Raw genomic sequence first — 25,333 nt, 5'->3', positions numbered from 1 at the left:
CCAGGTGCACGCGCCGAATCTCCCCGCCCAGCAACAGGATCGCCTTCTTGGCGCGCTCCCGGCGTTCGAGCTGTTCGGCGGCCTCATGGGCGAGCCGCTGGATCTGCCGATGGCGCAGCCAGCGCGGCACCGCGGCACTCGGCCAGCGTTCGGTCTGCTCGAGCGTCGTCATGACCTGGTCGAAGGCGGCGGCACGGTCACCGACCGCGGTGGGGGAGAGGGGTTTTCGGCCCAGCTCCAGCCAGGTGGGTCCGGCCGGGATCGCCGCCGACGCCCGCGGTGAGGCGCTGATGACCCGTTCCGGGACCACCAGGGCGTCCGCGAGTCGCCGGGCCTGCTCCGCGGGGACATAGCGGCGCAGCACCGCCCGCAGCCCGGTGTGAATGGCCCCGGCGTCGGTGGCCACGCTGATCTCGGCGGCCATGGCGCGGGTGGCGAGGTCGATCAGCGCCAGCTGGTAGCGCAGCAGCTCGTGCGGCGGCAGACAGTCGAGAATCCTGGCGCGGGCATCGATCTCACCGCTCGCCTGGATCGCCACATCGGCGTCGAAGCGGGTATGCCGACGCACCGCCGCGGCCCGCAGCCGGTGACGCACCGCCGCCGGGCCGGAGTGCGTGGGCAACCCGGACACGCCCTGGGCGACGCCGGTGGCGGCGGCATCCAGGGCGGCGCGGCCGTGCACCCGCCGCAGCAGCCCGTGCGCGGTGGTCGGCGTGGTGTCCGGCAGTGCGCCGAGACCGTCCAGGAGGGTGCGCAGCGCCTCGTCGACCAGGAAGGAGCACACCTCCCAGCGCAGCGGCGGCAGGACGCCGGGCAGCATCTCGGCGATGCCCGCCGTGGTCAGTTCGCGGTCGGCCGGATCCGGAGGCGGACTGTCGAACGGATCGTCCGCGGCCGTGGTCACCGTGATCGGCCGGGCCTGCACGATCCAGATCCGGGTGCCGTCCCACGCCCATTCCACATCCTGCGGGCAGCCCGCGCGCCGTTCGATCTCGCGCGCCGCGGCGAGCAGCGGGGCGACCTCGGGGGCGGCGTCGGCGGGTACGGTGCCGTGGTCGAGCCGCAGCACCCGCGGCGTCTGCTTACCGGAGACCAGCACGTCGGCGAGACCGGTGACGGTTTCGATGCGCACGGTGCCGGGCGGGGCGGTCGGATCCTGGGTGAACAGCACGCCGCTGCGCAGCGCCGGGACCATCGGCATGACGAGGGCGGCCATCGCCACCCCGTCCTCCGGAATGCCGAGCGCGGCGCGGTAGGCCCGCGGGGCCGGGTGGTGCAGTGACGAGAACACGGTCAACACAGCGTGTTCCACCGCCGCGCCGTCGTGCGGGTCCACATCCAGCACCGAGTCGTACTGTCCGGCGAACGAGGACGCGGCCATATCCTCCACCGTCGCCGACGAGCGAATGGCCACCGGTCGGCCGTCGCCGATCCGCGCGACGCTATCGCGCACCGCCGCGGCGATGTCGCCGGGCAATCCGGCGTGCTGGAATGCCGCGTCCACGGCCGCCGTCTCGACCTGCTCGCCGTCCGCCAGCCGCGCCAGCACGGCCGCGACCTCGGGCCGTCGCGCGACCGCCCGATAGCCGGCGGCGGTGACACGGGCCGCGGCCGGCACCGGAATTCCCCACCTGACCAGCCGGTCCAAGGCGGCGGCCTTACCACCGACCTCCTCTCCGCCCGCACCGCTGCCATCGAGCACCCGCACCGTATCGTCGGCCGTGGCGCGAATGTCGTCGCGATCGGCCGTGCGCGTCATGGCTGCCTCTCGTCGTCGCCGATGATGCCCGCTCGGTACGCGGCGACGGCGCGGTCGGCCACCCGGTGCACGGGCTCCCCGCCCTCGGCGGCCCGCTGTGCCAGCCAGCGCGCCAGATCGGTCCGCACGGACAGCGTGGCCCGGCCCCCGAACCGCACCAGCCCCAGCACACCGAGCAGCCCGATGATGCCGAATACCGTCACCAGATCCCAGGTGCGCCCGGTCGCGGCGTCGATCAGCCCGACGATCGCGGCCGCGACGACGCCGAACCACAGTGCCCGGGTCCGCCGATTCGGCGTCATTCCCGACCTCCACGACGAATACCATTGCGTGTCATGGTGGTTCTCCTTCTACGTCGAGCTGTTCGGTCCATTCGATCAGCGCCGAACGGATCGATGTAGGGGCCAGGGTCCCGGGATGTGGGGACGATGGTCGCGTAGGAACGGAGCGCGGCGGGGGCGAGTGCTGGCGTGCGGGGGTGCCGGGGGCTAGCGTTCGGCTGTGGAGAGCAGGATGATCGCCGCCGATGTCCTCGACACGGCGGCCGCGCACGCGACGCGGGACGTCCCGGTCGTCGAACCGGCGGAGACGGTGCGGGCGGCGCTCGCGCGGATGCAGGGCCGGCGGTTCGCCAGTGCGGCGGTGGTGGTGGTCTGCCGGGACGGCTACCTTGCCGGACTGGTCACCATCGAACGACTGCTCGCCGCGCCGCCGGACAGCCCGGTGGGCGAGGTGATGGATACGGACCCGCCGACGGTGGCGGGGCACCACGATCAGGAAGCGGCGGTCTGGGAGGCGCTGCGCCACGACGAGCCCGGCCTCGCCGTCGTCGACGCGGAGGGCAGGTGGCTCGGGGTGATCCCGCCGCAACGGCTGCTGGGACTGCTGCTGGCGGAGCACGATGAGGACGTGGCCCGGCTGTCGGGCTATCTGGCCTCGACATCCACGGCGCGCACGGCCACCACCGAGCTGGTGGCCCGGCGACTGTGGCACCGATTGCCGTGGCTCGCGGTGGGTTTCGTGGGCGCGATGCTGGCCGCGGGTGTGGTCGACGCGTTTCGGGGACAGCTCGAGCGCGAGGTGTTGATCGCCTTCTTCATTCCGGGCGTGGTGTATCTGGCCGACGCGGTCGGCACCCAGACGGTGGCGTTGGTGGTCCGCGGGTTGTCGGTGGGGGTCGGCATCCGCGGGATCGTGGTGCGTGAATCCGTGACCGGCGCAGTGATCGGTCTGCTGGTCGCGGCCGTATCGTATGCGTTCACCCTGGCGGTCTGGGGCGATGCGGAGGTCTCCGCGGCCGTGGCCATCGCGCTGCTGGCCGCCTGTTCGGTGGCGGCGGTGGTGGCCATGGTGCTGCCGTGGGCACTGTCGCGCCTGGGCATCGACCCCGCGTTCGGGTCGGGACCGCTGGCCACCGTGGTCCAGGATCTGCTGTCGATCGTGATCTACCTCGGGGTCACCTCACTGGTGGTGACCTGATCGGTCTCGCGCGCCGCCCGCAGCGCCGCGATGAGCAGCCGCCGGGTCTCGGCAGCCACCGGCAGCAGGTCCGCCAGCGGCAGGGCGGCCGCCAGCACCTCGGGATCGGCGATTTCCACCCGGGTGCCGCCCTCGACCGCGCGCACCACCACGGTGCAGGGCAGCAACAGTCCGGCCTCGCGGTCCGCCGCCAACGCCCGCTGGGCCAGCCCCGGATGGCAGGCGCTGAGGATCGTGTAGTCCTCGACGGGCTCGCCCGGTCGAGCGTGCAGCATCGCCCGCACATCGAGCTCGCCGACCACTTCGAAGTCATACTCCCGCAGTACTTTCCGGGTCCAGTCGAGCGCCGTCGCGAACGGTTCGTCCAACAGCAGCGCGATACTCGGCGCGGGGACGACCGGGATGGTGATCTCGGTGAGCAGTTCCCGGGGGTCGGACACCTCGTCCGGGCCGACCAGATAGGCTTCCCGTGCGGGTCCGGCCGCACGATAACCGTTGTCGCGCAACCACGCCCGCAGCGATCTGTGCACGGATTCCAGCTCCCGGTAGCCGCCGCGGTAGCAGATCCGGGCCACCATGCGGTCCGGTTCCAGCAGCAGCGTCGCACCCGACGCGGGACCGAGTTTGGGCGCGGGTTCCACCAGGACGCCGAAGTCGACGACGGTGGAGCCGTCCGCGGCCGGTGGCTCGCGGAAGGTGATGGTCGACGCGCCGATGGTGGTGAGTTCGGCGCGCTGCGCGGTGGTCACCAGCTCGCGCATTCCCTCCGCGATATCCGTGCCCACCCGGTCCGCTCTGATCTCACGCGGCAGGCACAGCATGGTTTGCGGGGGTGTGTGGCAGATGCTGACCGGGTATCTCATCGAGCTCTCCTTCTCGGGCGTGCTCATCTCGGCATGGCCAAGATGTCGGCCAGGGGACGGCGCGGCGTGACCGTCTCGGTCTCCGAGGCGGTTTCCGAATCTTCCGGTGCCGTACCCACCCGAACCAGGACCTGCGGCAGGTCGTCCCGCCCGGTGAGCTCCCGGACCATGGCCCGGCCACGTGGATCCTCGGTGAGGTGGGTCAGTGGACAGGTCGCCGACCCGGCGACGGTGCACTCCAGCAGCACCGTGGACAGGGCGGTACCGCAGCGCAGCAGTTCCTCGGGTGTATCGCCGACGGTGGACAGCACCAAGACGACCGCGTGGTCGGTATCGAGTTCGGCGCGGCGCGAGGCCGTCGCGGCGGCGGGGAAGGCGCGGCCGATGCCCACGCGCGCCTGCTCCTCCGGATTGGCCAGCGCCGTCCGGGGCACGCCGCCCGCCGCCGCGGAATGCCCGGTCCACCAGCGTAATTCGGCCTGGTACTCGGCATCGTAGCGGCGCACGGCAGCGGTGAGGCCGGAGGCGTGCGCCAGCCGGGCGCGACTTTCCGGACCGAGCACGCTCACGACCGCGTCCTCGGGATCTACCACCGTGCGTAGCACGGTCTCGAGTTCGTCCCATCTCCTCGGCGCGGCGAACGGCAGCCGATCGGTGTGCCGCCGGACGATGGCGTCGGCCCGTTCCCGATCGGCGTCGGTGACGATCCGAGCGGGACGGAAGGTGACGGTGGCGAGGTGATCGTGATTGTTCGGGTCGGGGAAGTGCGCCACGGTGCAGCGCCACCCCGCCGCCGCCATGGCGACACGCAGGTGGTCGAGCGTGACGCCGCAGCTGATCAGCAACTGGCGGCGGCACGGATCGGTGGCGGGCAGCAGCCGCTCCGGAGCCGCGAACAGGCGCAGCGCGGCCCCGTCGAAGGTCCACCGCCACGGCTGGCTGTTGTGCAGCGACGGCGCACGACCGGCCAGCAGCACGGCCTTCTCGATGGTGACGCCGGTGGGCAGAACGGTCATAGCGCTCACGGTAAGAGCGCGTGGAGGCGGTGTAACGAGTCCTAGGTCCCGAACCGCCGGGTACCGCACCCCCCGGGGGTGCGGGGACTTTGTTCTCTTGCTGGACAATCTCCGCGCCAGCCAACCTGGGAGGTGTGTACGCCGATACCGCAGCGCTGATCGATGCGCGCCGCCACGACGCTGTGCTCTTCGATATGGACGGGGTTGTCACCGACAGCGCGTCGATGCACGCCGCGGCCTGGACCGAACTCTTCGACGACTTCCTCGCCCGGCGCGCCGGTGCCCGGGGTGAACGGCTCACCCCGTTCACCCACGACGACTACCTGCGCTACGTCGACGGCAAACCGCGCTACCGCGGCGTGGCCGATTTCCTTGCGTCCCGGGGGATCTCGCTACCTTGGGGGGATCCGTCGGAGCGCGAGGACGTCGATACCGTGTGTGGGCTCGGCAACCGCAAGGATCGGCTGTTCCTGGCACGGGTGGCGCGGGACGGCGTGCGTGTCTTCGACGGCACGGTGGCATTGATCCGACGGCTGCACGCCGCCGGTCTCGGCACGGCGGTGTTCTCCGCCAGTCGCAATGCGGCCGAGGTGCTGGCGGCGGCCGGGCTGGCCGATCTGTTCGAGGTGCGGGTCGACGGCCTGGAGGCCGAAAGGCTCGGGCTGGCGGGCAAACCCGACCCCGCCATGCTGCTCGAGGCGGCGTACCGGCTCGGGGCCGAGCCCGAGCGCACGGTGGTGCTGGAGGACGCCGAGGCCGGAGTGGCGGCCGGTCGCCGGGGCGGCTTCGGATCGGTGATCGGTGTCGACCGTGGCGGGCATGCCGACCGGCTGCGCGAGCAGGGCGCGGACACCGTGGTGGCGGTCGCGTCGGACGTGCTGCTGCGCAGCGGATTTCGCCGGGTGTCCGAACTCCCGGACGCGCTGCGGTCGTGGTCGCGGATCACCGATCTGCTGGATACCGGCAAGGCCGCCGTACTGCTCGACTTCGACGGCACACTCTCCGATATCGTGCCCGATCCGGCCGCCGCGCAACCGGTGGAGGGCGCGCGCTCGGTACTGGCCGAACTGGCGGCGGCCTGCCCGGTCGCGGTGGTCAGCGGCCGCGCACTGGAGGATCTGCGGGTCCGGGTCGGGGTGGACGGGCTGTGGTACGCGGGCAGTCACGGCTTCGAGCTGATGGCCCCGGACGGCACCCGGCACGTGCACGGCGCGGCACCCCATGCCGAGGCGGTGGTCGAGCAGGCGGCGCGGCTGCTGCGCGACCGGCTCGCCGACGTGCCCGGGGCGCTGGTGGAGCCCAAACGGTTCACCGTCGCCGTCCACCACCGTACGGTGCCGCGCGATCAGGTCGCGGTGGTGGTGAGCGCCGCCCACGACGTGGCCCGGGCGGTGGGACTGCGCGCCACCGGCGGCCGCAAGGTCACCGAACTGCGCCCCGATGTGGAGTGGGACAAGGGCCGGGCGCTGCGCTGGATCCTGGACCGGCTCGCCGTGCCTGCGGTGCCGATGTACCTGGGCGACGACCTGACCGACGAGGACGCGTTCGACGCCATCGAGGCCGACGGTATCGGCATCGCGGTCCGCCACGCCGAGAGCGGGGACCGCTACACCGCCGCGCGCTTCGCGGTGGCCGGACCACGCCGGGCGCGCGACCTGCTGGACCGATTGGCGGACTGGCTGCGCACCGACCCCGACCTGTCCGCCTCGGAGCAGTGGATGCTGACCTTCGAGGGCTACGACCCGGCCGCGGAGAAGTTGCGCGAAGCGCTGTGCACGGTCGGCAACGGCTATCTGGGCACCCGCGGGGCCGTCCCGGAATGCGCCGCGGGCGAACGGCATTACCCCGGCACCTATGTCGCGGGCGTCTACAACCGGCGCTTCGACGAGATCGCCGGACGCACCGTGGACAACGAGAGCCTGGTGAATCTGCCCAACTGGCTCCCGGTCACCTTCCGGATCGGCGACGGCGACTGGTTCGACATCGACCGCGCCGAACTGCTGTCCTATCGCCAGCAACTGGACCTGCGCCGGGCGATTCTCATTCGGCGCTTCCGATTCCGCGACGCGGCCGGACGCATCACCACGGTGCGGCAGCGCCGCTTCGCCGCCATGCACGCACCCCACATCTGCGCGCTGGAGACCACCCTCACCGCCGAGAACTGGTCGGGGCCGGTGACCCTGCGCTCGGTCGTCGACACCGACGTGCGGAACACACTGGTGGACCGCTATCGCGCCCTGTCGGGCGACCACCTGGTGCCCGTCACCACCGCCGTGCTGTCGCCGGATGCCGTGCTGGTCGCCGTGCGCACCAACAGCTCCGAGATCCCGATCGCCGTGGCTGCCCGCTCGACGGTCCGCGTCAGCGGTGAGACCTGCTATGAGACAACCCGATTCATCGACGAGGGACAGGTGGTCGGCCAGGAGTTCACCGTCGACACCGCCGAGTGGGGTTCGGTGACGCTGGAGAAGGTGGCCACCGTCTACACCGGACGCGACCACGCCATCGCCACCCCGGCCGAGGCCGCCGCCCGGGAGCTGGCCGCCTGCGGCGACTTCGCGCGGTTGCTGGCCGGTCACGACACGGCCTGGGAACACCTGTGGGAGCGGGCGCGGTTCGACCTCGACGGCCACGACCACGGGGTGCGCCTGGTGCGCTTCCACCTCATGCATCTACTGCAAACCCTCTCCCCGCACACCGCCGATCTCGATGTGGGCGTACCCGCCCGCGGGCTGCACGGGGAGGCCTATCGCGGGCACGTGTTCTGGGACGAGATGTTCATCTGCCCCGTCCTCACCGTGCGCTTTCCCATGGTCACCCGCGCGCTGCTGCGCTACCGCCATCGCCGCCTGCCGGAGGCGCGGCGGGCGGCGCGGGCGGGCGGCTGGGCCGGTGCGCTGTTCCCCTGGCAGTCCGGCAGCGACGGGCGCGAGGAGTCGCAGCGCCTGCACCTGAATCCGGAATCGGGACACTGGAATCCGGATCCGAGCGTGCGCGCCCACCACGCGGGGCTGGCGGTCGCCTACACCGTGTGGGAGTACCACGAGGCCACCGGGGACGTGGAATTCCTCACCGAGTACGGCGCCGAGCTGCTGGTGGAGATCACCCGGTTCTGGGCGAGCCGGGTGGAGTACGACCCCGAGCGGAATCGCTATCGCGTTCGCGGCATCATCGGGCCGGACGAATTCCACTCCGGGTATCCGGACGCGCCCCTGGACGGTATCGACGACAATGCCTACATCAATGTGATGACGGTCTGGACCATCCGGCGCACGCTCGATGCCCTGGCCCTGCTGGGTCCGCGCGAGCGCGGGCGGTTGCTCGAATCGCTCGGGGTGGACCCCGGTGAACCGCGCATCTGGGAGGACCTCACCCGGCGCATGTACGTGCCGTTCCACGACGGGGTGATCAGCCAGTTCGACGGCTACGACCGGCTCGCGGAACTGGATTGGGCTCGCTACGGCGAAATCCAGCGCCTGGACCGGGCGCTGGAGGCCGAGGGCGACGACGTCAACCGCTACCGGGCGGCCAAACAGGCCGATGTGCTGATGCTGTTCTATCTGCTCTCGGCCGACGAACTGCGGGCACTGCTGGCCGACCTCGGCTACGAACTGCCCCCGGAGATGATTCCGCGCACCATCGACTACTACCTGGCGCGCACCTCGCACGGCTCCACCCTCAGCGCCCTGGTGCACGCCTGGGTGCTGGCCCGCGCGCACCGAGATCGGGCCGCGGAGTTCTTCGATCGGGTGCTGTCCTCCGATATCGCCGACATCCAGGGCGGCACCACCGCCGAGGGAATCCATCTGGGCGCCATGGCGGGCAGCGTCGATCTACTGCAACGGTGTTTCACCGGCCTGGAATTGCGTTCCGGCCGACTGATATTCGACCCGGCGTGGCCGAAGGAACTGGGCACACTCAGCTTCCCGATCGTCTACCGGGGCCACCGCATGACCGTCGGTGTCGGCGCGACCGAACTCGAGGTCCGCTCCGATCCGGGAGCCGTACCGGATGTCGAGATCGAATGCCGCGGCCGGGTCGACCGGCTCGCCGCGGGCCGCACCGTACGGATTCCCCTGGCGGAGAAGGGATGACCATGACCGACGCGATCACCATCACCGGCCTGACCAAGACGTTCGGCCGCACGCGCGCGCTCGACGAGCTGAACCTCACCGTGCGCACGGGGGAGGTGCACGGATTCCTCGGACCCAACGGGGCCGGGAAGACGACCACCATCCGGATCCTGCTGGGACTGTTGCGGCCCGACGCCGGGACGGTACGGATGTTGGACGGCGACCCCTGGCGGGACGCGGTGGCCCTGCATGCCCGGCTGGCGTACGTACCCGGTGAGGTGACGCTGTGGCCCGGCATCACCGGCGGCGAGGTCATCGACCTGCTGGCCCGGCTGCGCGGCCGGACCGATCGCCGCCGCCGCGACGAACTGCTGGAACGATTCCGGCTGGACCCCAAGGTGAAGGCCCGCGCCTACTCCAAGGGCAACCGGCAGAAGGTCGCGCTGGTGGCGGCGCTGGCCTGCGAGGCGGAACTGTATCTGCTGGACGAACCCACCGCGGGTTTGGACCCGCTGATGGACGCCGAATTCCGTTCCTGCGTACGGGATCTGACACGGCGGGGGAGTACCGTGCTGCTGTCGAGCCATATCCTGGGCGAGGTCGAGGCGCTGTGCGATCGGGTGAGCATCATCCGCGACGGACATACCGTCGAGAGTGGCACCCTCGCCGAGCTGCGGCATCTGACCCGCACCACCATCACCGTCGAAACCGTGCGCCCGGCAACCGAACTGGGTTCGGTGCCCGGCGTGCACAACCTGGTCGCCGACGGCACCCGCGCCCGCTTCGACGTGGAACCGGAACATCTGGACGCCATCCTGCGCTCACTGGCCTGGCTGGGGGTGCGCAGTCTGGAGAGCGCGCCGCCGACTCTGGAGGAACTGTTCCTGCGCCACTACGGCAGCCGGACCGAGCCGGTACAGGCGTCGTCGTGACCGCCCTCGACACCGGGACGACCCGGGAGCCGCGGCCCACCCAGGCGGCGGGGGCGGGCACCCTGCTGCGCTTCGCGCTGCGGCGGGAGCGATTCACGCTGCCCTGGTGGATATTCGGCCTCGGCGCGCTGCTGGCGTTGCAGTCGGTGAGCAGCCAGCGCCTCTACGACACGCCCGAGAAGCTGGAGGCGCTGCGGCGGACCATGGGCGGCAATGCCGCCGTGGTGGCGCTGGGCGGGCCGTTGCGACTGCTCGACACGATCGGCGGGGAGGTGCTGTTCGAGATCTTCACCTACCTCGCCGTCGTGATCGCGCTCATGAATATGTTTCTGGTCGGCCGCCACACCCGCACCGACGAGGAGACCGGTCGGGCCGAACTGATTCGCTCCGCCCGGGTGGGGCGGCGCGCGGCGCTGGTCGCGGCGCTGCTGCTGGCCGTCGCGGCGAACGCCGTCGCGGCGGTGGCCGTCTGCGCCGTCGCGGTGGGCACCGGTCTGCCGGTGGGCGGCTCGCTGCTGCTCGGGGCCGTGCTGGCCGGGACCGGGGTGACCTTCGCCGCCGTCACGGCGGTGGCGGCGCAGGTGTTCGAGAATCCACGCAGCGTGTACGGTGCCGTGTCGCTGGCCCTGGCCGCCGCCTGGGTGCTGCGCGCGGTGGGCGACGTGGGCAATGGCACGGCGTCGTGGCTCTCGCCGATCGGGTGGGGGCAGCGCAGCTATCCCTACGTGATGGACCGCTGGTGGCCGCTGCTGCTGTTCGCAGCGGCGACCGCGGTCCTGTTCGCGGTGGCGGTATGGCTGCTGGACCGGCGCGATTTCGGCTCCGGACTGTTCGCGTACGGCACCGGGCGGGCGACCGCGTCCCCGGCCCTGCGGTCCCCGGCGAGCCTGGCCTGGCGGCTCCAGCGCGGAGCGCTGATCGGCTGGGTGACAGGTGTTTTCGGGCTGGGGCTGGCCTATGGGTCATTCGCGGACAGCATCGAGGACTTCATCGCCGACAATCCGGATATCGCCGCGTTCCTGCCCGGCGGTGCCGATGACGCCGTCGATTCGTATCTGGCGCTGTCCCTGTCGACGCTGGCCCTGTTGACCGCCGCCTACACCGTCACGGCGGTGCTGCGGGCGCGCGGCGAGGAGACCGAGGGCCGTGCCGACCCGTTGCTCGCCGCCCCGGTCGGCCGGACGACGTGGTTCGCGGGCCATCTGAGCGTGGCGTTGATCGGCAGCGCCGCGGTGCTCGTCGCCGGTGGGGTAGGCGTCGGACTGAGCCACGGCATGATCACCTCAACCGCCGCCGAACCGCTGCGGCTGGCCGCCGCCGCACTCACCTACCTGCCCGCCGCCTGGCTGGTCGCGGCCGTGGCCGCACTCGCCTACGGCTGGCTGCCGCGCCTGGCCACCCCCGTCTCGTGGGTCTATTTCGCCTACTGCGCGGTCGCCACCCTCTTCGCCGAATCCTTCGATCTCCCGGCCTGGTTCGACCAGGCCACCCCCTTCGCCCACCTGCCCCGAGTCCCGCTCGACGACCCCCGGCCCGGCCCGCTGCTCACCCTCCTCGCCCTGACCGGCCTGGGAATGCTGGCCGCTCTGGCCGGTCTGCGCCGTCGCGATATCGGCTACTGAACGCGGCCCGCCACGACGGCGGCCCGTGGTGAGAACCACGGGCCGCCGTCGCTGTCGCGCTCCCTACACCGGCTGCTGCCTGGTGTCGCTCAGGCCCTCGGCGAGCAGGATGCGGTGGGCGTGCTGGGCGGCGCGGGCGGCCTCCGGTGACGGCCCGCCGGGCAAATCCTCCAGCCCGCGCGCCAGCACCGCCACCGCGTCGCGCAGTGCCGCCACCCGCACCTCCAACTCGTCCACCCGGTCGGTCTCGCCCTGGGTGAGGACCGCCGCGCCCGCCAGCACACCCGACAGATCCGCACCGAGCAGCACATGGCGCAGCGCCACCGGGAGTTGGGCGAGCACGTGGTCGAGCTGTCCGGGGGAGAACAGTGCGGCGAAGGAATCGGTCACCACACCGGCCAGTGCCGCCGCCTCGTCGCGGGAAACGCCCGCCTCCCGGGCGAATTGGGTGAGGAACGACGCCACGTCGTGCGGCACCGGCACATGCGCGGGCATCCAACCCTCGTAGAAGATGCCGCGCAGCAGTTCCGGCAGCTGCGCGCTCAGGTGGGCGGCGGCGTTGACGCCGATGCGATCACGCACGGTGTGCAACCAGGCACGCATGGCACGGTGCGCGAAGGCCTTGTCATAGGTGTCGAGACCGTCGGCGATGGCATTGAGCCATTCGTGCGCGGTGTGCACGGCGGGCGCGAGCGGATCACTCTGATGGGACATGGTCGTTCGCCTCTTTCGGATGGGTTGTCGTGGTTCCCCGAGCGTGCGTCAGCGCCTACGCGGTGGGTGAGAGCCGTCGTGCCCGCCCCGCGAGGACGATGGTCACCTCCCGAAGCGGCGGGGGACCCTGTCGACGGACAGCGGCGGCGGGCCACGATCGAGGCGACAATATTCCTCGACGCGGCGCCACCGGGCGAACGAACCGGGCGTCGCCTCGCCGGCGGTGCGGAGGTCGCGATGACCACGAAGTACGAGACCTCGGGTGTGGGTTCGTCCGCGGTGCTGATGGCGCTGCGATTCCCCATGGGGCTGGGCCACACCGTCGCGGAACTGCGCTACCTGGGCCGCCGATCAGGACGGCGGATCGCGCTGCCGGTGTCCTACGCGCGTTCCGGCGACACCGTGATCGTCCGGGTGGGCAATGCCGCCGCGAAGAACTGGTGGCGCAATTTCCGGACACCGCATTCGGTGTCGATTCGCATCGACGGCGATTGGCTCGCCGGAATCGGCCGCCTGGTCGCGCCCGGAACGATCGAGCACGAGGAGGTCGAGGCGGTCTACCTGCACGAACATCCGCGCCAGCGGACGACGGCGACCGATCCGTACCTGGTGATCGAGCTGGCGCGAACCCAGCCGAATCACACCAGCCGGTGGCGGCAGTGGTTCACCACCGTGACCGCCGGTGAATTCCTGGGTTTCGTCGCCCCCGCCGTCGCCGGCGCGCTGCTCCTCGACACCGCCCCCGCGCTCGTGGTCGCGGGTCTGCTGCTCGCCGCCGTCGTCGAGGGTGCGGTACTCGGCTCGTTCCAGTCCCTGGTGCTGCGGAAGTGGCTGCGCGACTTCGCCACCGGGCGCTGGGTTCGGGCTACCGTGGTGGGAGCGGTGGTGGCGTGGACGATCGGCACGGTGCCGGTGCTCTACGGCGACCGCATCACCGACTGGCCGCCCGCGGTGCAGGCGCCGGTGATCGCGGTCGGAGCCCTGGTGATGGTGTTCGCGATCGGCGTGGCCCAATGGTTCGTGCTGCGCGAGCGGACCGAGCGCGCGGCGCTGTGGATCTGGGCCAATGCGGTGGGCTGGATCGCGGGTCTCGCGGCGTTCGCCCTCATCACCACCCCGCTGTGGCAGCCCGGCCAGCCGACCGCGCTGATCGTGGGTATCGGGCTGCTCGGCGGCCTCGCCATGGCCGCGGCCATGGCGGCCGTCACCGGCGCGTTCGGAGTCCGCATGCTCGACACCAGGAACCTGGTATCGCCGCACTGACCGCAGCACCGCACCGACCGCAGTACCGCACCGACCGCAGTACCACACTGACCGCCACACCGGCCGCGAGCCGATCGCACAGTCAGGAGATCGCCATGACAGCCCAGCACCCCGACGATCCGCATCAGCTCGCCTCCGCCGCGGTGGTGGTCGGCGTCGACGGTTCGGCGGGATCGGACACCGCCGTCGGATGGGCGGCCGACTACGCCGCCGCCCGGCAGCGCGCGCTGCGTCTCGTGCACGGCCTCGACCTGGTGGGCATGAGCGCGGTCCTCGGCAGCTACGACGTGCTCATTCCACCGGTGATCGAAGCGGTCCGGGAGGGCGGTCGCGTGCTGCTCGACCGCGCGGCAGCGATCGCGCACCAGCGCGACCCGCACCTGACGGTCACGGTCGCGCTGACCGCGCAGAGCCCCGCCGCCCTGCTCATCGAGGAGAGCGCCCACGCCTACGCGACGGTCCTGGGTGCCACCGGCACCGCCGGGAGCATCGCGCATCTGGGTTCGACACTGCTGGCCGTCACCGCGCACGCGCACGGCGCGGTCGTCGTGGTGCGCCCGGATCCGGACGCGGACAACGCGATCCACGACAGCGGCCCGGTCGTGGTGGGAGTCGACGGCGGTCCGGTCAGTGAGGCCGCCATCGCCGCGGCCTTCCGGGAGGCGGCCGAGCGCGGCGCCGAACTGGTCGCCGTGCACACCTGGAGCGACTGGAGTTTCGGCGATTTCGCCGGTGGCGATCGGCTGACCGTGCCCGAATCCGAACTGGAACACCGGGAGTGGGCGATCCTCGCCGAACGGCTGGCTGGTTGGCAGGAGAAGTATCCGGAGGTCCGGGTGACCCGCCGGGTGTATCCGTCGGCCCCCACCGACCAGCTCCGAATCTGGTCGCGCACAGCCCAACTGGTGGTGGTCGGCAACCGCGGTCGCGGCGGCTTCCCGGGTCTGCTGTTGGGCTCGACCACGAACGCGCTGGTACAGCACGTCCACTGCCCGGTGCTGGTCGTCCATCCTGCGGACCGCTGAGATGGCGGATACGAACGGTGAACCGTTCGCGCAGCTGCGGGAGACCCACACCGGTCTGGTTCTGCTCTGCGGCGAACGCGCCTACAAGGTCAAAAAGCCCGTCGTGACCGACTTCCTCGACTTCGGCAGCACCGCCGCCCGGGAGCGGGCGTGCCTGCGAGAGATCGAGTTGAACCGGCGGCTCGCACCCGATGTGTACCTCGGGCTCGCCCATCTCACCGATCCGGAGGGCGGGGCGGGGGAGCCCGTGGTGGTCATGCGCCGCATGCCCGAAGGGGCCCGACTGTCCACCGGACTCGACCGCGGTACCGTCACCCGCGCGGAACTGGCCGAACTCGCCGCGCTGATCGCCGACTTCCATCGGGTGGCGCGGCGCGGCCCCGAGATCGACCACGCGGGTACGCCCGCCGCCCTGCGGCACCGCTGGGATGTGCTGCTGCACAGCCTGCACGAGCAGCCGCGCGATGCGGTGGATCCGGCGGTGGTCGACCGCATCGCACGGCTGGTCGGCCGCTATCTGGACGGTCGCGGACCGTTGCTGGCCCGGCGCATCGCCGCGGGCCGCATCGTCGACGGCCACGGTGATCTGCTCGTGGAGGACATCTTCGCGCTACCCGACGGCTTCCGCGTGCTCGACTGCCTGGATTTCGACGACCAACTGCGCTATGTGGACTGCCTCGACGACGCCGCCTTCCTCGCCATGGATCTGGAATTCCGCGGCCACCCGGCGCTCGCCACCGGATTCCTGGACGACTATCTGCACGCGGCCCACGACACCCCACCGGCCTCCCTGCGCCACCACTACATCGCCTACCGCGCCATGGTGCGGGCCAAGACCGACCGCATCCGCGCCGACCAGGGTGTCGCTGCCGCGGCCGAGCGGGCCACCCGGCATCTCGAACTGGCCGCGGCAAACCTGAGTGCCGGGGCCGTACGGCTCACCCTGGTCGGCGGGCTGCCCGGAACCGGAAAGTCCACCGTCGCACAAGCTCTCGCCGCGGAAACCGGAGCGGAACTGCTGTCCAGCGACACCGTGCGCGCCGAGCTGCGCGCGGTGGGTGCCGTGGTCGGCACGGGCGGCACCTTCGGGGCGGGCGCCTACCGTCCCGAAGCGAAAGCCCGGGTCTACGCCGAACTCCTCGCCCGCGCCCGCGCTCGCCTCGAGCAGGGCGTCTCGGTGATTCTCGACGCCAGCTGGTCCGACGCCGAATCCCGCACCCGCGCAGCGGAACTGGCCGACCACACGGTCGCCGACCTGGTGGAGCTGCGCTGTGCGTGCCCACCCGATATCGCCGCCGAACGCATGTTCACCCGCGATCCCGGCGATTCGGAAGCCACCCCCGAGATCGCGAAAGCCCTGTCCGCCACCGCGAGCCCCTGGCCCGCGGCCGTCACCCTGGACACCACGGCGCCGATCGGCGCCACCGTCGCCACCGCCCTGCGCGCATGGCAGAGCACCGGCTGACCACTCCACTCGGTAGGCAGGCACCTCCCGATGCCAGGGTCGCCTCCCCACATCGGTGGAGCACGCGGCCGCTCGACAACCTATGGCGCGTCGGCCGTGGCAGGGCGCGGCCGACGCGGCTACCCCAGGCCGACGGGCCCGCGCGGGACGATCGGTTCGGCGGGCCGCGACGCTCGATGGCCGGGTCGTCAGTTCGGCCGGGCCGGACCGATCGCGCGGAGGTTGGCCAGGTAGTAGAGGTACAGACCGGCGGGCAGCAGGCCGCAGACCAGCTGGGCCAGGGTGGGCGAGTCGTTGATGAACGGCACGTCGCCGCCGGGGCCGCCGAAGGGAGCAGCCGATAGGACAGGGTCCAGCGGTCAGTGGCTACCGCCGACGTGGCTACCGCCGATGCGATGTGGCGGTGCGGTGGTCAGGCGCGGGTCGCGGTGTGGGTGCGCAGCGCGGTGAGGCGGCTGATGTATTCCTGCTCGTCGATATCGCCGCGGGCGAAGCGCTCGGCCAGCAGCTGCTCGGCGGGGGTCTGGGTGACGGGTGGCTTCCATTCCCGGTCCGGTCGCGCGGTCATCCGCACGATCAGGGCGAAGGTCGCGATCACCAGTCCCCAGAACAGCAGCATGCCGATGCCCATGCCGACATAGCCCCAGCCACTCGGTCCATGGTCGTACCAGTACATCACCGTCTGCCTCCTTCTCCGGCTCGATCGCGCGCGACGCGGTGCCGGATTGTGCTCTCGACGCGATGCGCGCCAACTGTCTCCACTGTCGGCGCGTGCGGCCGCCCGGGGCAGGGCAGATCGCCCTCTGATACGAGGACCAACGGCATCCAGGCTGGTGTGGACCGTGCCGTCGCCGTCCGGAGCGGCGATCCGAGGGCCAAGGTCCCGTGGCCCGGGGCCCAACGCGACTTCCGGTGACCAGGGCCGCCACGCGACCGTCGAACCATGGCATTCACGCAGAACATTCGAGAGACCGCCCTCGAGCAGGCCGCCCTCGTGCTGCTGTCGGGATTCGTGGCGATCTGGGCCGTGGCGGGCGCTGTCGGCTTGGCGGGCGGCGGAATCGACCTGGGGCAGACCATCGTGCGGCGGCTCCCGTTCGAGAGTCCGGTCTTCGCCGCCCTCGCCCTGGCGCTCGTCGTCGCGGTCCCGATGGCCGTCACCTCCTGGTCCGCCGCGCACGGCCAGCGCCGCGCCCCGACCGTCGCGATCGCCAGCGGCGGCCTGCTGATCGGCTGGATCGTCGTGCAGATCGCGGTCATCCGCACCTTCAGCATCCTGCAACCGGTGTGCGTGCTCTTCGGCATCGCCATGGTGATCCTGGGTCTGACCTGGCGTCCCAACCCGGAAGACGATCGTTGAAGGGTTGATGTGACCGACCGCACAGAATTTGCAGCTAATTTATAGCAACATTTCCTGAAGGGGTGCCGATACCCTCCTCGAGCACCCGGTGCTCGCGTCCGTCCGGTGCGGGGACCGGTTGTGTGCGTTGTGGTCTCGCGACCGCACGAGGGAAAGGGTCGGCATCCATGCGATTGACTCGCACTGCGTCGAATTCGGTGAGATGGCTCGGTATCGGCTGTCGGAGTGCGGCATTGGCGCTGGTAGCGCTGCTGTCCGCGGGTATCGCCCTGGTGGGCTCGACGGCCACGGCCACGGCGGCGTTCACGCCCGCGGCCTTCGACTTCTGGGTGGATTCACCGAGCATGGGTCCGATCAAGACCCGGGTGCTGCGCGCCGCCGACGGCAATACCAACCGGGTCGTCTACGCGCTCGACGGGATGCGGGCGCGGGAGGACCTCAACGGCTGGGAGATCGAGACCAATGTCGCCGAGGTGCTGGCCAGCTGGAATATCAACGTCGTCATGCCGGTCGGCGGCCAGTCCAGCTTCTACGCCGACTGGAACGCCCCGAGCGAGTTCTTCGGCGTTCCGGCGGGCACCGGCCCCGGCAATACCGGCTCGGGCGTGACCGACACCCTCTCGGGTGGTCCGGGCAAGAGCTACCGCTACGAGTGGGAGACCTTCATCAGCCGCGACCTGCGCTGGGCGCTGCGTGACCGGCTGGGGTTCAACCCGTATCGCAACGGCGTGTTCGGCCTGTCCATGGGCGGCAGCGCCGCGCTCACCCTGGCGGCCTACCATCCCGACCAGTTCAGCTTCGCGGGAGCCTATTCCGGCTACCTGAACATCTCCGCACCCGGAATGCGGGAGGCCATCCGCCTGGCCATGCTGGACGCGGGCGGCTACAACGTGGACTCCATGGCCCCGCCCTGGGGGCCGCAGTGGCTGCGCATGGATCCGTTCGTCTTCGCGCCCAATCTGATCGCCAACAACACCCGACTGTGGGTCGCCGCCGCGAGCGGTCTCCCCACCGCCGGTGATCCGCCGAGCATCGCCACCGCCAACGGCATGGCGTTGGAGGCGCTGGCACTGGCCAATACGCGCTCCTTCCAGGTGCGCATGGCATCCCTGGGTGGCGGCAATGTCGCCTATTCCTTCCCCGCGTACGGCATTCACGCGTGGAATACCTGGCAGGACGAGGCGTACCGGATGATTCCGGACCTCTCCGCCAATATCGGCTGACGGTACGAGCGGTACTGGTTGCTTGTGCGGCCTCACGGGCAGAAGGCGGGATGACGATGCTGGTAGCGGAAATCGACGCGGTACTGGCGGTGGATTGGCTGCTGCGGGACCTGCCCGCCGCCGCGCTACGCGGAGTCGCGCGGACGGCGGAGGCCGAGCGCATCCACCGGCAGGGGCCGGTCACCGCACGCCGCCTGGCCGGTCGGGACGGGCTCGTCCGCTACGAACGCCGCCTGCGGCGAGCCGCGGACGAACTGGCCGCGGTCGTGGCGGTCCTGGAACCCGCGGACCCGGCCGGGCGACCCGCCTGGGAGCAGGAGGCGCGGGCCTATGCCGAGATCGGCTCGGCCTGTATGGATCTGGCCTATCAGATCGAGTGTCGGCTGCTGTACACCGGGGAGCGTTCGGGCCGATGGGCGGTGCGGCTCGTGCACACCGCCCACCATCTCGACGCGTACCTGCGCCCCGGCTCGGTGGCCCACCTGGCACGGGAGAGCTATCAGACCCTGTTCGACGAGGCGGTGCTGGCCGGGCGGGGAAGTTTGCTGCCTGGCACCCGCGTGCCCGGCTGATATGGGGTACCGCAAAACGTGTGGGTATGGCGAATTTTGGGCCATCTATGACCGGAAGTGCCACCAATCCATGACATTCGGTGCCAACGCTCGCGTGATGTCTTGCCTACCGGTGTGACAACGCTACGCTTTCAGCGGGTTTCCGATCATGAACCGCGTTTCGCTAACTCTCAGCGTGTCGAGGGTTGGCAGGTTGCCCACCGATCGGCAGACCCACGGGCCGCATGCCCTGGCGGCCCGCGGTCCCGTCCCGCAGCGGGACCGACGCTGTAACGGATACGGGCACCGACGGGAGAACCCAACCGCGAAATCCACCTCCCGTCGGTGCTATCCGAGCCCGACAGCGATCCAGCCCGACAGCGATCCGAGCCGGTGTCCGGCCCGGACGCTCCTCGCCCCCGGTGTCGACCCCCGCGTCGACCCGCGTCGAACTCAGCGCGACTCGTTCGCCCGCGCGAGTTCCGTCGCCGCCCCCTGCCGTGCCCGGTCCAGGCGGATGAGCGGTACGGCCGCCACCGCGAGCGCCGCGCCGATGAGGCAGACCGAGGTCAGTGCGGCGCCGCGGGTGAGCGTGAGCGCCGCCAGCACGGGGGTGCAGCTGATGCCCAACTGGAACGCCGACACGGTGGTGGCGCCCGCCAGCGTCGGCGCATCACCCGCGAGTGCGAACACCCGGCTGTAGAGGGCGGGATTGAGCACGAAGGCGGCGATCCCGAGCAGGAGGACCACCGGCACCACCACCCACGCCGTCGACATGGCCGCGGCCAACAGCGCCGACAGCAGCACGATCCCGACCGCACCGGTTCCCAGGGCGAGATGCGGCCGTCGATCGGAGATGCGGCCGCCGATGGACAGCCCCACGAACGCCCCGATGCCGAAGAGTGCGAGCACGGCCGGAATCCAGACCTCCGCCATGCCGGTGATGTCGGCGAGCATGGCCGCGAGATAGTTGAACGTGATCATGTACGCCGCGGTGGTCAGAATGGTCACCGACCAGACCACCCAGAGCATGGGCTTGCGCAACGTGGCCAGCTCCCGCGTCACCGCGGCTCCGGTGTGCGGCACGGAAGCCCGTGCGGCAGCGGGTATTCCGAGCAGACACCCGATGATCCCAACGAGTGTCAGGACCACCACGGCCCAGAATCCGCCGCGCCAACCGGTGAAATGACTCAGCAGGGTGCCCGCGGGGCCGCCCGCCACCATGGCCACACTGAGTCCGCTCACCACCACCCCGGATGCCCGGGCGGTGCGGTCCGGCGTGACCAGGCCGATCGCGGTCACCGACGCGATGGCGAAGAATCCGGCGTAGGCGATTCCGGCCACCACCCGGGAGGCCAGTAGCACGGTGTAGTCGCCGAACAGGCCCAGCGCGATGGATGCGGCGAAGACGCCCTGGGTCGCCACCAGTGCGGTCCGGCGCGGCCAGCGCAGGCTGAGCACCGCGAACGGCGGTCCGCCGCAGACGACGCCCAGTGCGAACGCGGTAATGAGCATTCCGGCCGAGGAGAGGGGGACGTCGAGGTCGGTCGCGACCTCGGGTAGGACTCCGGCCAGCAGGAATTCCGCGCTGCCCATGGCGAACAGGCTGAAGCCCAGCAGGTACACGCTGGCGGGCAGCCTGGCGGTCGTGGTTGTCGATGCCGTTGTCGTTGTCGATGTCGTGTTCATATCGGCTCACCTCCGAGCCGAGCATCGGGCCACGCCCGCGATACCGGCAACGGTTGTTGCCGATACCGGGACGAATTGGTTGACTGGGCTTATGGATGGACAGCCCAGCGTCGGCTCCGTGATCGAGCAGATCCCACCCCGGCTGCGCAGCGCCCGGGAGCAGAAGGGCTACAGCCTGTCCGAGCTCGCCCGGCTCACGGGACTGTCCACCAGTACGCTGTCGCGCCTGGAATCGGGGCAGCGCAAGCCGAGTCTCGAACTGCTGCTGCCGATCACGGTGGCGCTCGGGGTGCCGCTCGACGAGATCGTGGCCGCCCCGCGCATCGTCGACCCGCGCATACCGCAGCAACCCACCAGGAAGGACGGCCGCGTCCTGGTCCCGCTGTCGCGGCACCAGGGCGAACCACGCGCCTACAAGATGACCATTCCCGCCCACGACGACACGCCGTACCCGCGCACCCACGATGGCTACGAATGGCTCTACGTGCTGCGCGGCCACCTGCGCGTCCGGCTCGGCGACCACGATTTCGTCATGGGCGTCGGCGAGGCGGCCGAATTCGACTGCCGCATACCGCACTGGTTCGGTGCGGCCGGGCGCGGCAGCGTGGAGGTGCTGAGTCTCTTCGGCAAACACGGCGAACGCATCCACGTTCGCGCCCGCGCCGCGGGACGGCCGACCGCGTCCGCGTGAGGGCCGCCGACCCCGAAACACATTGCGGACACGGGTTTCCGGGTCTAGCGTCGCTCCATGTCCTCGCCTGTTCTCGTGCCGTTCCATCAAGACGAACCCTTGGCTCCGGACGCCATTCCGATGCCGGGTCCCGGCTATCGGACCGTGGTGCCCGAGCTGCCCGACGGCACCGTCTGGGAGCGTCTGGTCGCCCTGTACCGGGAGGTGGCGGCCACGGTCGCCGCGGTCGAGGGCACGCCGGTGGTGCTGTCGGGGGATTGCACGGTCGCCCTGGGCACGCTGGCGGGCGTGCAGCGGCGCGGAATCGACCCCGCCGTCGTCTGGTTCGACGCGCACGGTGATGTGCACACGCTGGAATCGTCGACCTCCGGCTATATCGGCGGCATGTCGCTGCGCCTCGCGCTCGGGGTACACGCGGACCTGATGGCCGAACCGCTCGGGCTGCGTCCGGTGGCCGCGGAGCGGACCGTACTGGTCGACGCCCGCGATCTGGATCCCGGTGAGCGGGAGTACCTTTCGACCGCGCCGGTGCGGCATTGCGGGGTCGACACGATCACGCTGCCGGACGGCCCGGTGCTGCTGCACATCGACGTCGACGTGATCACCGCCGAGGAGGTTCCGGGCCTGCTCCATCCGGTGACCGGCGGGCCCACCCGCGACGCCGTGCTCGACGCGGTGCGGCGGGTGATCGCCACCGGTCGGGTCGTCGCCCTGGATATCGCATGCCCGTGGAACCCGGGCGAGTATCCGGAGCGTGCCGACCTGCTCGCCACGCTGACGGGCCTGCTCGATACCGGCGCGGTCGCGGCGGCGCACGATCGATAGCGGGTTTTCCGGATCCGCCAGAATGCTTGACTCGTTCCAGAGAGCGGACGAGACTCTGGGTGTGCCCACGGCCACGGAGTTCCAGCAGATGCTGCGGGGAGTTTCGCTGCGCGTGACCGCCCCGCGGGTCGCGGTGCTGAGTGCCGTGCACGACCACCCGCACGCCGATACCGATTCCATCATCCGCGCCGTCCGGGACCGCCTGTCGGCGGTATCGCACCAGGCGGTGTACGACTCGCTGCACACGCTGACCGCCGCGGGCCTGATCCGATGCATTCAGCCCTCCGGATCGGTGGCCCGATACGAGACGCGGGTCGGCGACAACCATCACCATGTCGTCTGCCGGAACTGCGGGGCCATCGCCGACGTCGACTGCGCCGTCGGCGCGGCCCCGTGCCTGACCGCGTCCGATGACAGCGGTTTCACCATCGACGAGGCCGAGGTCATCTACTGGGGTCTGTGCCCCGACTGTGCCGCGGCCGCACGCCCCTGATCGCAGCCCGCTCCACTCATTCAGGAAGGAATGTCGTGACATCCGAAACTCACAGCACCAGCGAGAGTGAGAACCCGGCGATCCCGGCCCCGACCCCCAAGACCGACCATCGCCCGCGCACCAACAAGGACTGGTGGCCGGAGCAGATCGATGTCTCGGTGCTGCACGCGCATTCCTCGAAATCCAACCCGCTCGGCGCGGATTTCGACTACGCCGCGGAGTTCCGGAAGCTGGATGTCGAGGCGCTGAAGGCGGACGTGGCCGCGGTGCTGACCGATTCGAAGGACTGGTGGCCCGCCGACTACGGCAACTACGGCGGCCTGTTCATCCGAATGAGCTGGCATGCCGCGGGCACCTACCGCATCGCCGACGGGCGTGGTGGTGGCGGCCAGGGCGCGCAGCGCTTCGCGCCGCTCAACAGCTGGCCCGACAACGCCAACCTGGACAAAGCCCGCCGCCTGCTGTGGCCGGTCAAACAGAAGTACGGCAACAAGATCTCCTGGGCCGACCTGCTGGTGTTCGCGGGCAATGTGGCGCTGGAGTCGATGGGGTTCAAGACCTTCGGCTTCGGTTTCGGCCGCCCCGACGTCTGGGAGCCGGAAGAGATCTTCTGGGGCCCGGAGGACACCTGGCTCGGCGACGAGCGCTACAGTGGTGACCGTGAACTCGCCGGTCCGCTCGGCGCCGTCCAGATGGGCCTGATCTATGTGAATCCGGAAGGCCCCAACGGGCAGCCGGACCCGGTGGCCGCCGCCCGCGACATCCGCGAGACCTTCGGCCGCATGGCCATGAACGACGAGGAGACCGCCGCGCTCATCGTCGGCGGGCACAGCTTCGGCAAGACCCACGGCGCGGGTGATGCCGCCCTGGTCGGCCCGGAACCCGAGGCCGCCCCGCTGGAACAGCAGGGGCTGGGCTGGAAGAGCGCACACGGCACCGGAAAGGGCAAGGACGCCATCACCAGTGGGCTCGAAGTGGTGTGGACCTCCACCCCGACCCAGTGGGGCAACGGCTTCCTGCAGAACCTCTACGGCTACGAATGGGAGCTGACCAAGAGCCCCGCCGGGGCCTGGCAGTGGACCGCCAAGGACGGCGCGGGCGCGGGCACCATCCCGGACCCGTTCGGCGGTCCGGGGCGCGCCCCGACCATGCTCACCACCGATCTGTCGCTGCGTGAGGATCCGATCTACCGGGAGATCACCAGCCGCTGGCTGGAGCATCCCGAGGAGTTGGCCGAGGCCTTCGCCAAGGCGTGGTACAAGCTGCTGCACCGCGATATGGGTCCGGTCAGCCGCTACCTGGGGCCGTGGGTGCCCGAACCGCAGCTGTGGCAGGATCCGGTGCCCGCGGTCGACCACGAACTGGTCGACGATCAGGACGTGGCGGCGCTGAAGGCCAAGGTCCTCGACTCCGGCCTGTCGGTGACGCAGCTGGTCAAGACCGCGTGGGCGTCGGCGGCGAGCTTCCGCAGCACCGACAAGCGCGGTGGCGCGAACGGTGCCCGCATCCGGCTCGAACCCCAGAAGAACTGGGGGGTCAACGAACCCGCCGAACTGGCGAAGGTGCTGCCCGTGCTGGAACGCATCCAGGCGGAGTTCAACGGCTCTGCCGCGGGTGGCAAGAAGATCTCCCTCGCCGATCTGATCGTGCTCGCCGGATCGGCGGCCGTCGAGAAGGCCGCCAAGGATGCTGGGCACGAGGTGACCGTGCCGTTCCGGCCCGGTCGCACGGACGCCACCCAGGAGAACACGGATGTGGAGTCGTTCGCGGTACTGGAACCGCGCGCCGACGGCTTCCGCAACTACGTGCGCTCCGGGGAGAAGGCCCCGCTGGAACGGCTGCTGCTGGACCGGGCCTACATGCTCGACGTGACGGCTCCGCAGCTGACGGTGCTGATCGGCGGCATGCGTGCGCTCGGCGCGAACTACGGCGGCTCCGAGCACGGCGTCTTCACCGACCGTCCGGGCACGCTGACCAACGACTTCTTCGTCAACCTGCTCGACGACAACACCGAGTGGAAGCCGTCGGAGTCCGCGGAGAACGTGTACGAGGGCGTCGACCGCGCCTCCGGCAAGACCCGCTGGACCGCCACCGCCAACGACCTGCTCTTCGGTTCGCATTCGGTGCTGCGTGCGGTGGCCGAGGTGTACGCCCAGCAGGACGCGGGCCGCAAGTTCGTCGACGACTTCGTCAGCGCCTGGGTGGGGGTCATGGAGAACGACCGGTTCGACCTCGCCTGAGGTAGCCGCGTCGCGGCGTGACGACCGGGCCGGTTCCGTGTGGGACCGGC

The 25,333-nt window shown here is 70.7% G+C and carries 21 protein-coding genes; 14 read left to right on the top strand and 7 right to left on the bottom strand.

Going from position 1 to position 25,333, the window contains the following annotated elements; all coding sequences use genetic code 11:
* Together ON31_RS30600 and ON31_RS37370 are read right to left on the bottom strand one after the other, a co-directional pair.
* On the bottom strand, positions 1-1,759 hold a 1,759-nt coding region (locus ON31_RS30600; protein ID WP_039818616.1), incomplete at its 3' end, for a PEP/pyruvate-binding domain-containing protein.
* A complete protein-coding gene (locus tag ON31_RS37370) occupies positions 1,756-2,061 on the bottom strand; it encodes a hypothetical protein (protein ID WP_039818615.1) in 306 nt (101 codons plus the stop codon). The genes ON31_RS37370 and ON31_RS30600, both read right to left, overlap by 4 nt.
* A gap of 199 nt (positions 2,062-2,260) precedes the next feature.
* Between ON31_RS37370 and ON31_RS30590 the strand changes: the two genes are divergently transcribed.
* Positions 2,261-3,238, top strand: coding sequence for a magnesium transporter (locus ON31_RS30590; RefSeq protein WP_255222322.1), 978 nt, complete (start codon positions 2,261-2,263; stop codon positions 3,236-3,238).
* Here ON31_RS30590 and ON31_RS30585 read toward each other — a convergent pair.
* Positions 3,205-4,101, bottom strand: coding sequence for a DUF302 domain-containing protein (locus tag ON31_RS30585; protein WP_218007411.1), 897 nt, complete (start codon positions 4,099-4,101; stop codon positions 3,205-3,207). The two genes, ON31_RS30590 and ON31_RS30585, sit on opposite strands and share 34 nt — an antisense overlap.
* 23 nt (positions 4,102-4,124) lie before the next feature.
* Entirely contained in the window at positions 4,125-5,117 is a 993-nt protein-coding gene (locus ON31_RS30580; RefSeq protein WP_039818612.1) for an Acg family FMN-binding oxidoreductase, read from the bottom strand.
* A 134-nt stretch (positions 5,118-5,251) separates the two neighbouring features.
* On the opposite strand from ON31_RS30580, the gene otsB reads away from it, so the two are divergent.
* Genes otsB through ON31_RS30565 form a run of 3 tightly spaced genes read left to right on the top strand, consistent with a single transcriptional unit; the run spans position 5,252 to position 11,744 of the window.
* Positions 5,252-9,211, top strand: coding sequence for a trehalose-phosphatase (otsB, locus tag ON31_RS30575; protein ID WP_085996514.1), 3,960 nt, complete (start codon positions 5,252-5,254; stop codon positions 9,209-9,211).
* A 2-nt stretch (positions 9,212-9,213) separates the two neighbouring features.
* Positions 9,214-10,122, top strand: coding sequence for an ABC transporter ATP-binding protein (locus ON31_RS30570; protein ID WP_029928727.1), 909 nt, complete (start codon positions 9,214-9,216; stop codon positions 10,120-10,122).
* Positions 10,119-11,744: an ABC transporter permease gene (locus tag ON31_RS30565; protein ID WP_039818611.1), complete on the top strand. Its 1,626-nt coding sequence runs from the start codon at positions 10,119-10,121 to the stop codon at positions 11,742-11,744. The genes ON31_RS30570 and ON31_RS30565 overlap by 4 nt, the downstream gene beginning before the upstream one ends.
* Before the next feature lie 63 nt (positions 11,745-11,807).
* On the opposite strand, the gene ON31_RS38420 is transcribed toward ON31_RS30565, so the two are convergent.
* Entirely contained in the window at positions 11,808-12,458 is a 651-nt protein-coding gene (locus ON31_RS38420) for a DUF2267 domain-containing protein (protein WP_029928724.1), read from the bottom strand.
* A 237-nt stretch (positions 12,459-12,695) separates the two neighbouring features.
* Between ON31_RS38420 and ON31_RS36010 the strand changes: the two genes are divergently transcribed.
* The 3 genes from ON31_RS36010 to ON31_RS30545 all read left to right on the top strand — a co-directional run bounded on the left by ON31_RS36010 (position 12,696) and on the right by ON31_RS30545 (position 16,211).
* Complete coding sequence (locus tag ON31_RS36010) at positions 12,696-13,721, top strand: hypothetical protein (RefSeq protein WP_051037998.1); 1,026 nt, start codon at positions 12,696-12,698, stop codon at positions 13,719-13,721.
* Positions 13,722-13,816: 95 nt separating this feature from the next.
* The gene (locus ON31_RS30550) at positions 13,817-14,746 is read left to right on the top strand and encodes a universal stress protein (protein ID WP_039818610.1); all 930 of its coding nucleotides are present in this window, start codon (positions 13,817-13,819) and stop codon (positions 14,744-14,746) included.
* Between the two features lies 1 nt (position 14,747).
* Positions 14,748-16,211: a bifunctional aminoglycoside phosphotransferase/ATP-binding protein gene (locus tag ON31_RS30545; RefSeq protein WP_081592854.1), complete on the top strand. Its 1,464-nt coding sequence runs from the start codon at positions 14,748-14,750 to the stop codon at positions 16,209-16,211.
* A gap of 412 nt (positions 16,212-16,623) precedes the next feature.
* Here ON31_RS30545 and ON31_RS30540 read toward each other — a convergent pair whose 3' ends face one another.
* On the bottom strand, positions 16,624-16,887 hold the full coding sequence (locus ON31_RS30540; protein WP_039818609.1) for an SHOCT domain-containing protein: 264 nt from the start codon (positions 16,885-16,887) through the stop codon (positions 16,624-16,626).
* Between the two features lie 267 nt (positions 16,888-17,154).
* On the opposite strand from ON31_RS30540, the gene ON31_RS30535 reads away from it, so the two are divergent.
* The 3 genes from ON31_RS30535 to ON31_RS30525 all read left to right on the top strand — a co-directional run bounded on the left by ON31_RS30535 (position 17,155) and on the right by ON31_RS30525 (position 19,366).
* Positions 17,155-17,571 (top strand): hypothetical protein, encoded by a 417-nt coding sequence (locus ON31_RS30535; protein WP_039818608.1) that lies wholly within the window; start codon positions 17,155-17,157, stop codon positions 17,569-17,571.
* Positions 17,572-17,738: 167 nt separating this feature from the next.
* Positions 17,739-18,794, top strand: coding sequence for an alpha/beta hydrolase (locus ON31_RS30530; protein WP_081592852.1), 1,056 nt, complete (start codon positions 17,739-17,741; stop codon positions 18,792-18,794).
* A 50-nt stretch (positions 18,795-18,844) separates the two neighbouring features.
* Positions 18,845-19,366, top strand: coding sequence for a hypothetical protein (locus tag ON31_RS30525; protein WP_039818607.1), 522 nt, complete (start codon positions 18,845-18,847; stop codon positions 19,364-19,366).
* 432 nt (positions 19,367-19,798) lie between these two features.
* On the opposite strand, the gene ON31_RS30520 is transcribed toward ON31_RS30525, so the two are convergent.
* Positions 19,799-21,034: an MFS transporter gene (locus tag ON31_RS30520; RefSeq protein WP_051037996.1), complete on the bottom strand. Its 1,236-nt coding sequence runs from the start codon at positions 21,032-21,034 to the stop codon at positions 19,799-19,801.
* A gap of 91 nt (positions 21,035-21,125) precedes the next feature.
* Here ON31_RS30520 and ON31_RS30515 point away from each other — a divergent pair, with 91 nt between their 5' ends.
* The 4 genes from ON31_RS30515 to katG all read left to right on the top strand — a co-directional run bounded on the left by ON31_RS30515 (position 21,126) and on the right by katG (position 25,283).
* On the top strand, positions 21,126-21,725 hold the full coding sequence (locus tag ON31_RS30515) for a helix-turn-helix domain-containing protein (RefSeq protein ID WP_039818604.1): 600 nt from the start codon (positions 21,126-21,128) through the stop codon (positions 21,723-21,725).
* Positions 21,726-21,782: 57 nt separating this feature from the next.
* Positions 21,783-22,550, top strand: coding sequence for an arginase family protein (locus tag ON31_RS30510; RefSeq protein WP_051037995.1), 768 nt, complete (start codon positions 21,783-21,785; stop codon positions 22,548-22,550).
* A gap of 88 nt (positions 22,551-22,638) precedes the next feature.
* Positions 22,639-23,043 (top strand): Fur family transcriptional regulator, encoded by a 405-nt coding sequence (locus tag ON31_RS30505; protein WP_303627758.1) that lies wholly within the window; start codon positions 22,639-22,641, stop codon positions 23,041-23,043.
* A 35-nt stretch (positions 23,044-23,078) separates the two neighbouring features.
* Positions 23,079-25,283: a catalase/peroxidase HPI gene (gene katG, locus ON31_RS30500; RefSeq protein ID WP_172544870.1), complete on the top strand. Its 2,205-nt coding sequence runs from the start codon at positions 23,079-23,081 to the stop codon at positions 25,281-25,283.
* Positions 25,284-25,333: the final 50 nt, after the last annotated feature.

Source organism: Nocardia otitidiscaviarum NBRC 14405, assembly GCF_000308635.1.
Classification (GTDB): Bacteria; Actinomycetota; Actinomycetes; order Mycobacteriales; family Mycobacteriaceae; genus Nocardia; species Nocardia otitidiscaviarum.
This window is presented reverse-complemented; position numbering and strand designations above follow the sequence as displayed.

Coding starts and splice junctions, on each gene's coding strand:
- ON31_RS37370 (WP_039818615.1), bottom strand. CDS start 2,061: ATGACGCCGAATCGGCGGACCCGGGCACTGTGGTTCGGCGTCGTCGCG.
- ON31_RS30585 (WP_218007411.1), bottom strand. CDS start 4,101: ATGAGATACCCGGTCAGCATCTGCCACACACCCCCGCAAACCATGCTG.
- ON31_RS30580 (WP_039818612.1), bottom strand. CDS start 5,117: ATGACCGTTCTGCCCACCGGCGTCACCATCGAGAAGGCCGTGCTGCTG.
- ON31_RS30570 (WP_029928727.1), top strand. CDS start 9,214: ATGACCGACGCGATCACCATCACCGGCCTGACCAAGACGTTCGGCCGC.
- ON31_RS38420 (WP_029928724.1), bottom strand. CDS start 12,458: ATGTCCCATCAGAGTGATCCGCTCGCGCCCGCCGTGCACACCGCGCAC.
- ON31_RS36010 (WP_051037998.1), top strand. CDS start 12,696: ATGACCACGAAGTACGAGACCTCGGGTGTGGGTTCGTCCGCGGTGCTG.
- ON31_RS30550 (WP_039818610.1), top strand. CDS start 13,817: ATGACAGCCCAGCACCCCGACGATCCGCATCAGCTCGCCTCCGCCGCG.
- ON31_RS30545 (WP_081592854.1), top strand. CDS start 14,748: ATGGCGGATACGAACGGTGAACCGTTCGCGCAGCTGCGGGAGACCCAC.
- ON31_RS30540 (WP_039818609.1), bottom strand. CDS start 16,887: ATGTACTGGTACGACCATGGACCGAGTGGCTGGGGCTATGTCGGCATG.
- ON31_RS30535 (WP_039818608.1), top strand. CDS start 17,155: ATGGCATTCACGCAGAACATTCGAGAGACCGCCCTCGAGCAGGCCGCC.
- ON31_RS30530 (WP_081592852.1), top strand. CDS start 17,739: ATGCGATTGACTCGCACTGCGTCGAATTCGGTGAGATGGCTCGGTATC.
- ON31_RS30525 (WP_039818607.1), top strand. CDS start 18,845: ATGACGATGCTGGTAGCGGAAATCGACGCGGTACTGGCGGTGGATTGG.
- ON31_RS30520 (WP_051037996.1), bottom strand. CDS start 21,034: ATGAACACGACATCGACAACGACAACGGCATCGACAACCACGACCGCC.
- ON31_RS30515 (WP_039818604.1), top strand. CDS start 21,126: ATGGATGGACAGCCCAGCGTCGGCTCCGTGATCGAGCAGATCCCACCC.
- ON31_RS30510 (WP_051037995.1), top strand. CDS start 21,783: ATGTCCTCGCCTGTTCTCGTGCCGTTCCATCAAGACGAACCCTTGGCT.
- ON31_RS30505 (WP_303627758.1), top strand. CDS start 22,639: ATGCTGCGGGGAGTTTCGCTGCGCGTGACCGCCCCGCGGGTCGCGGTG.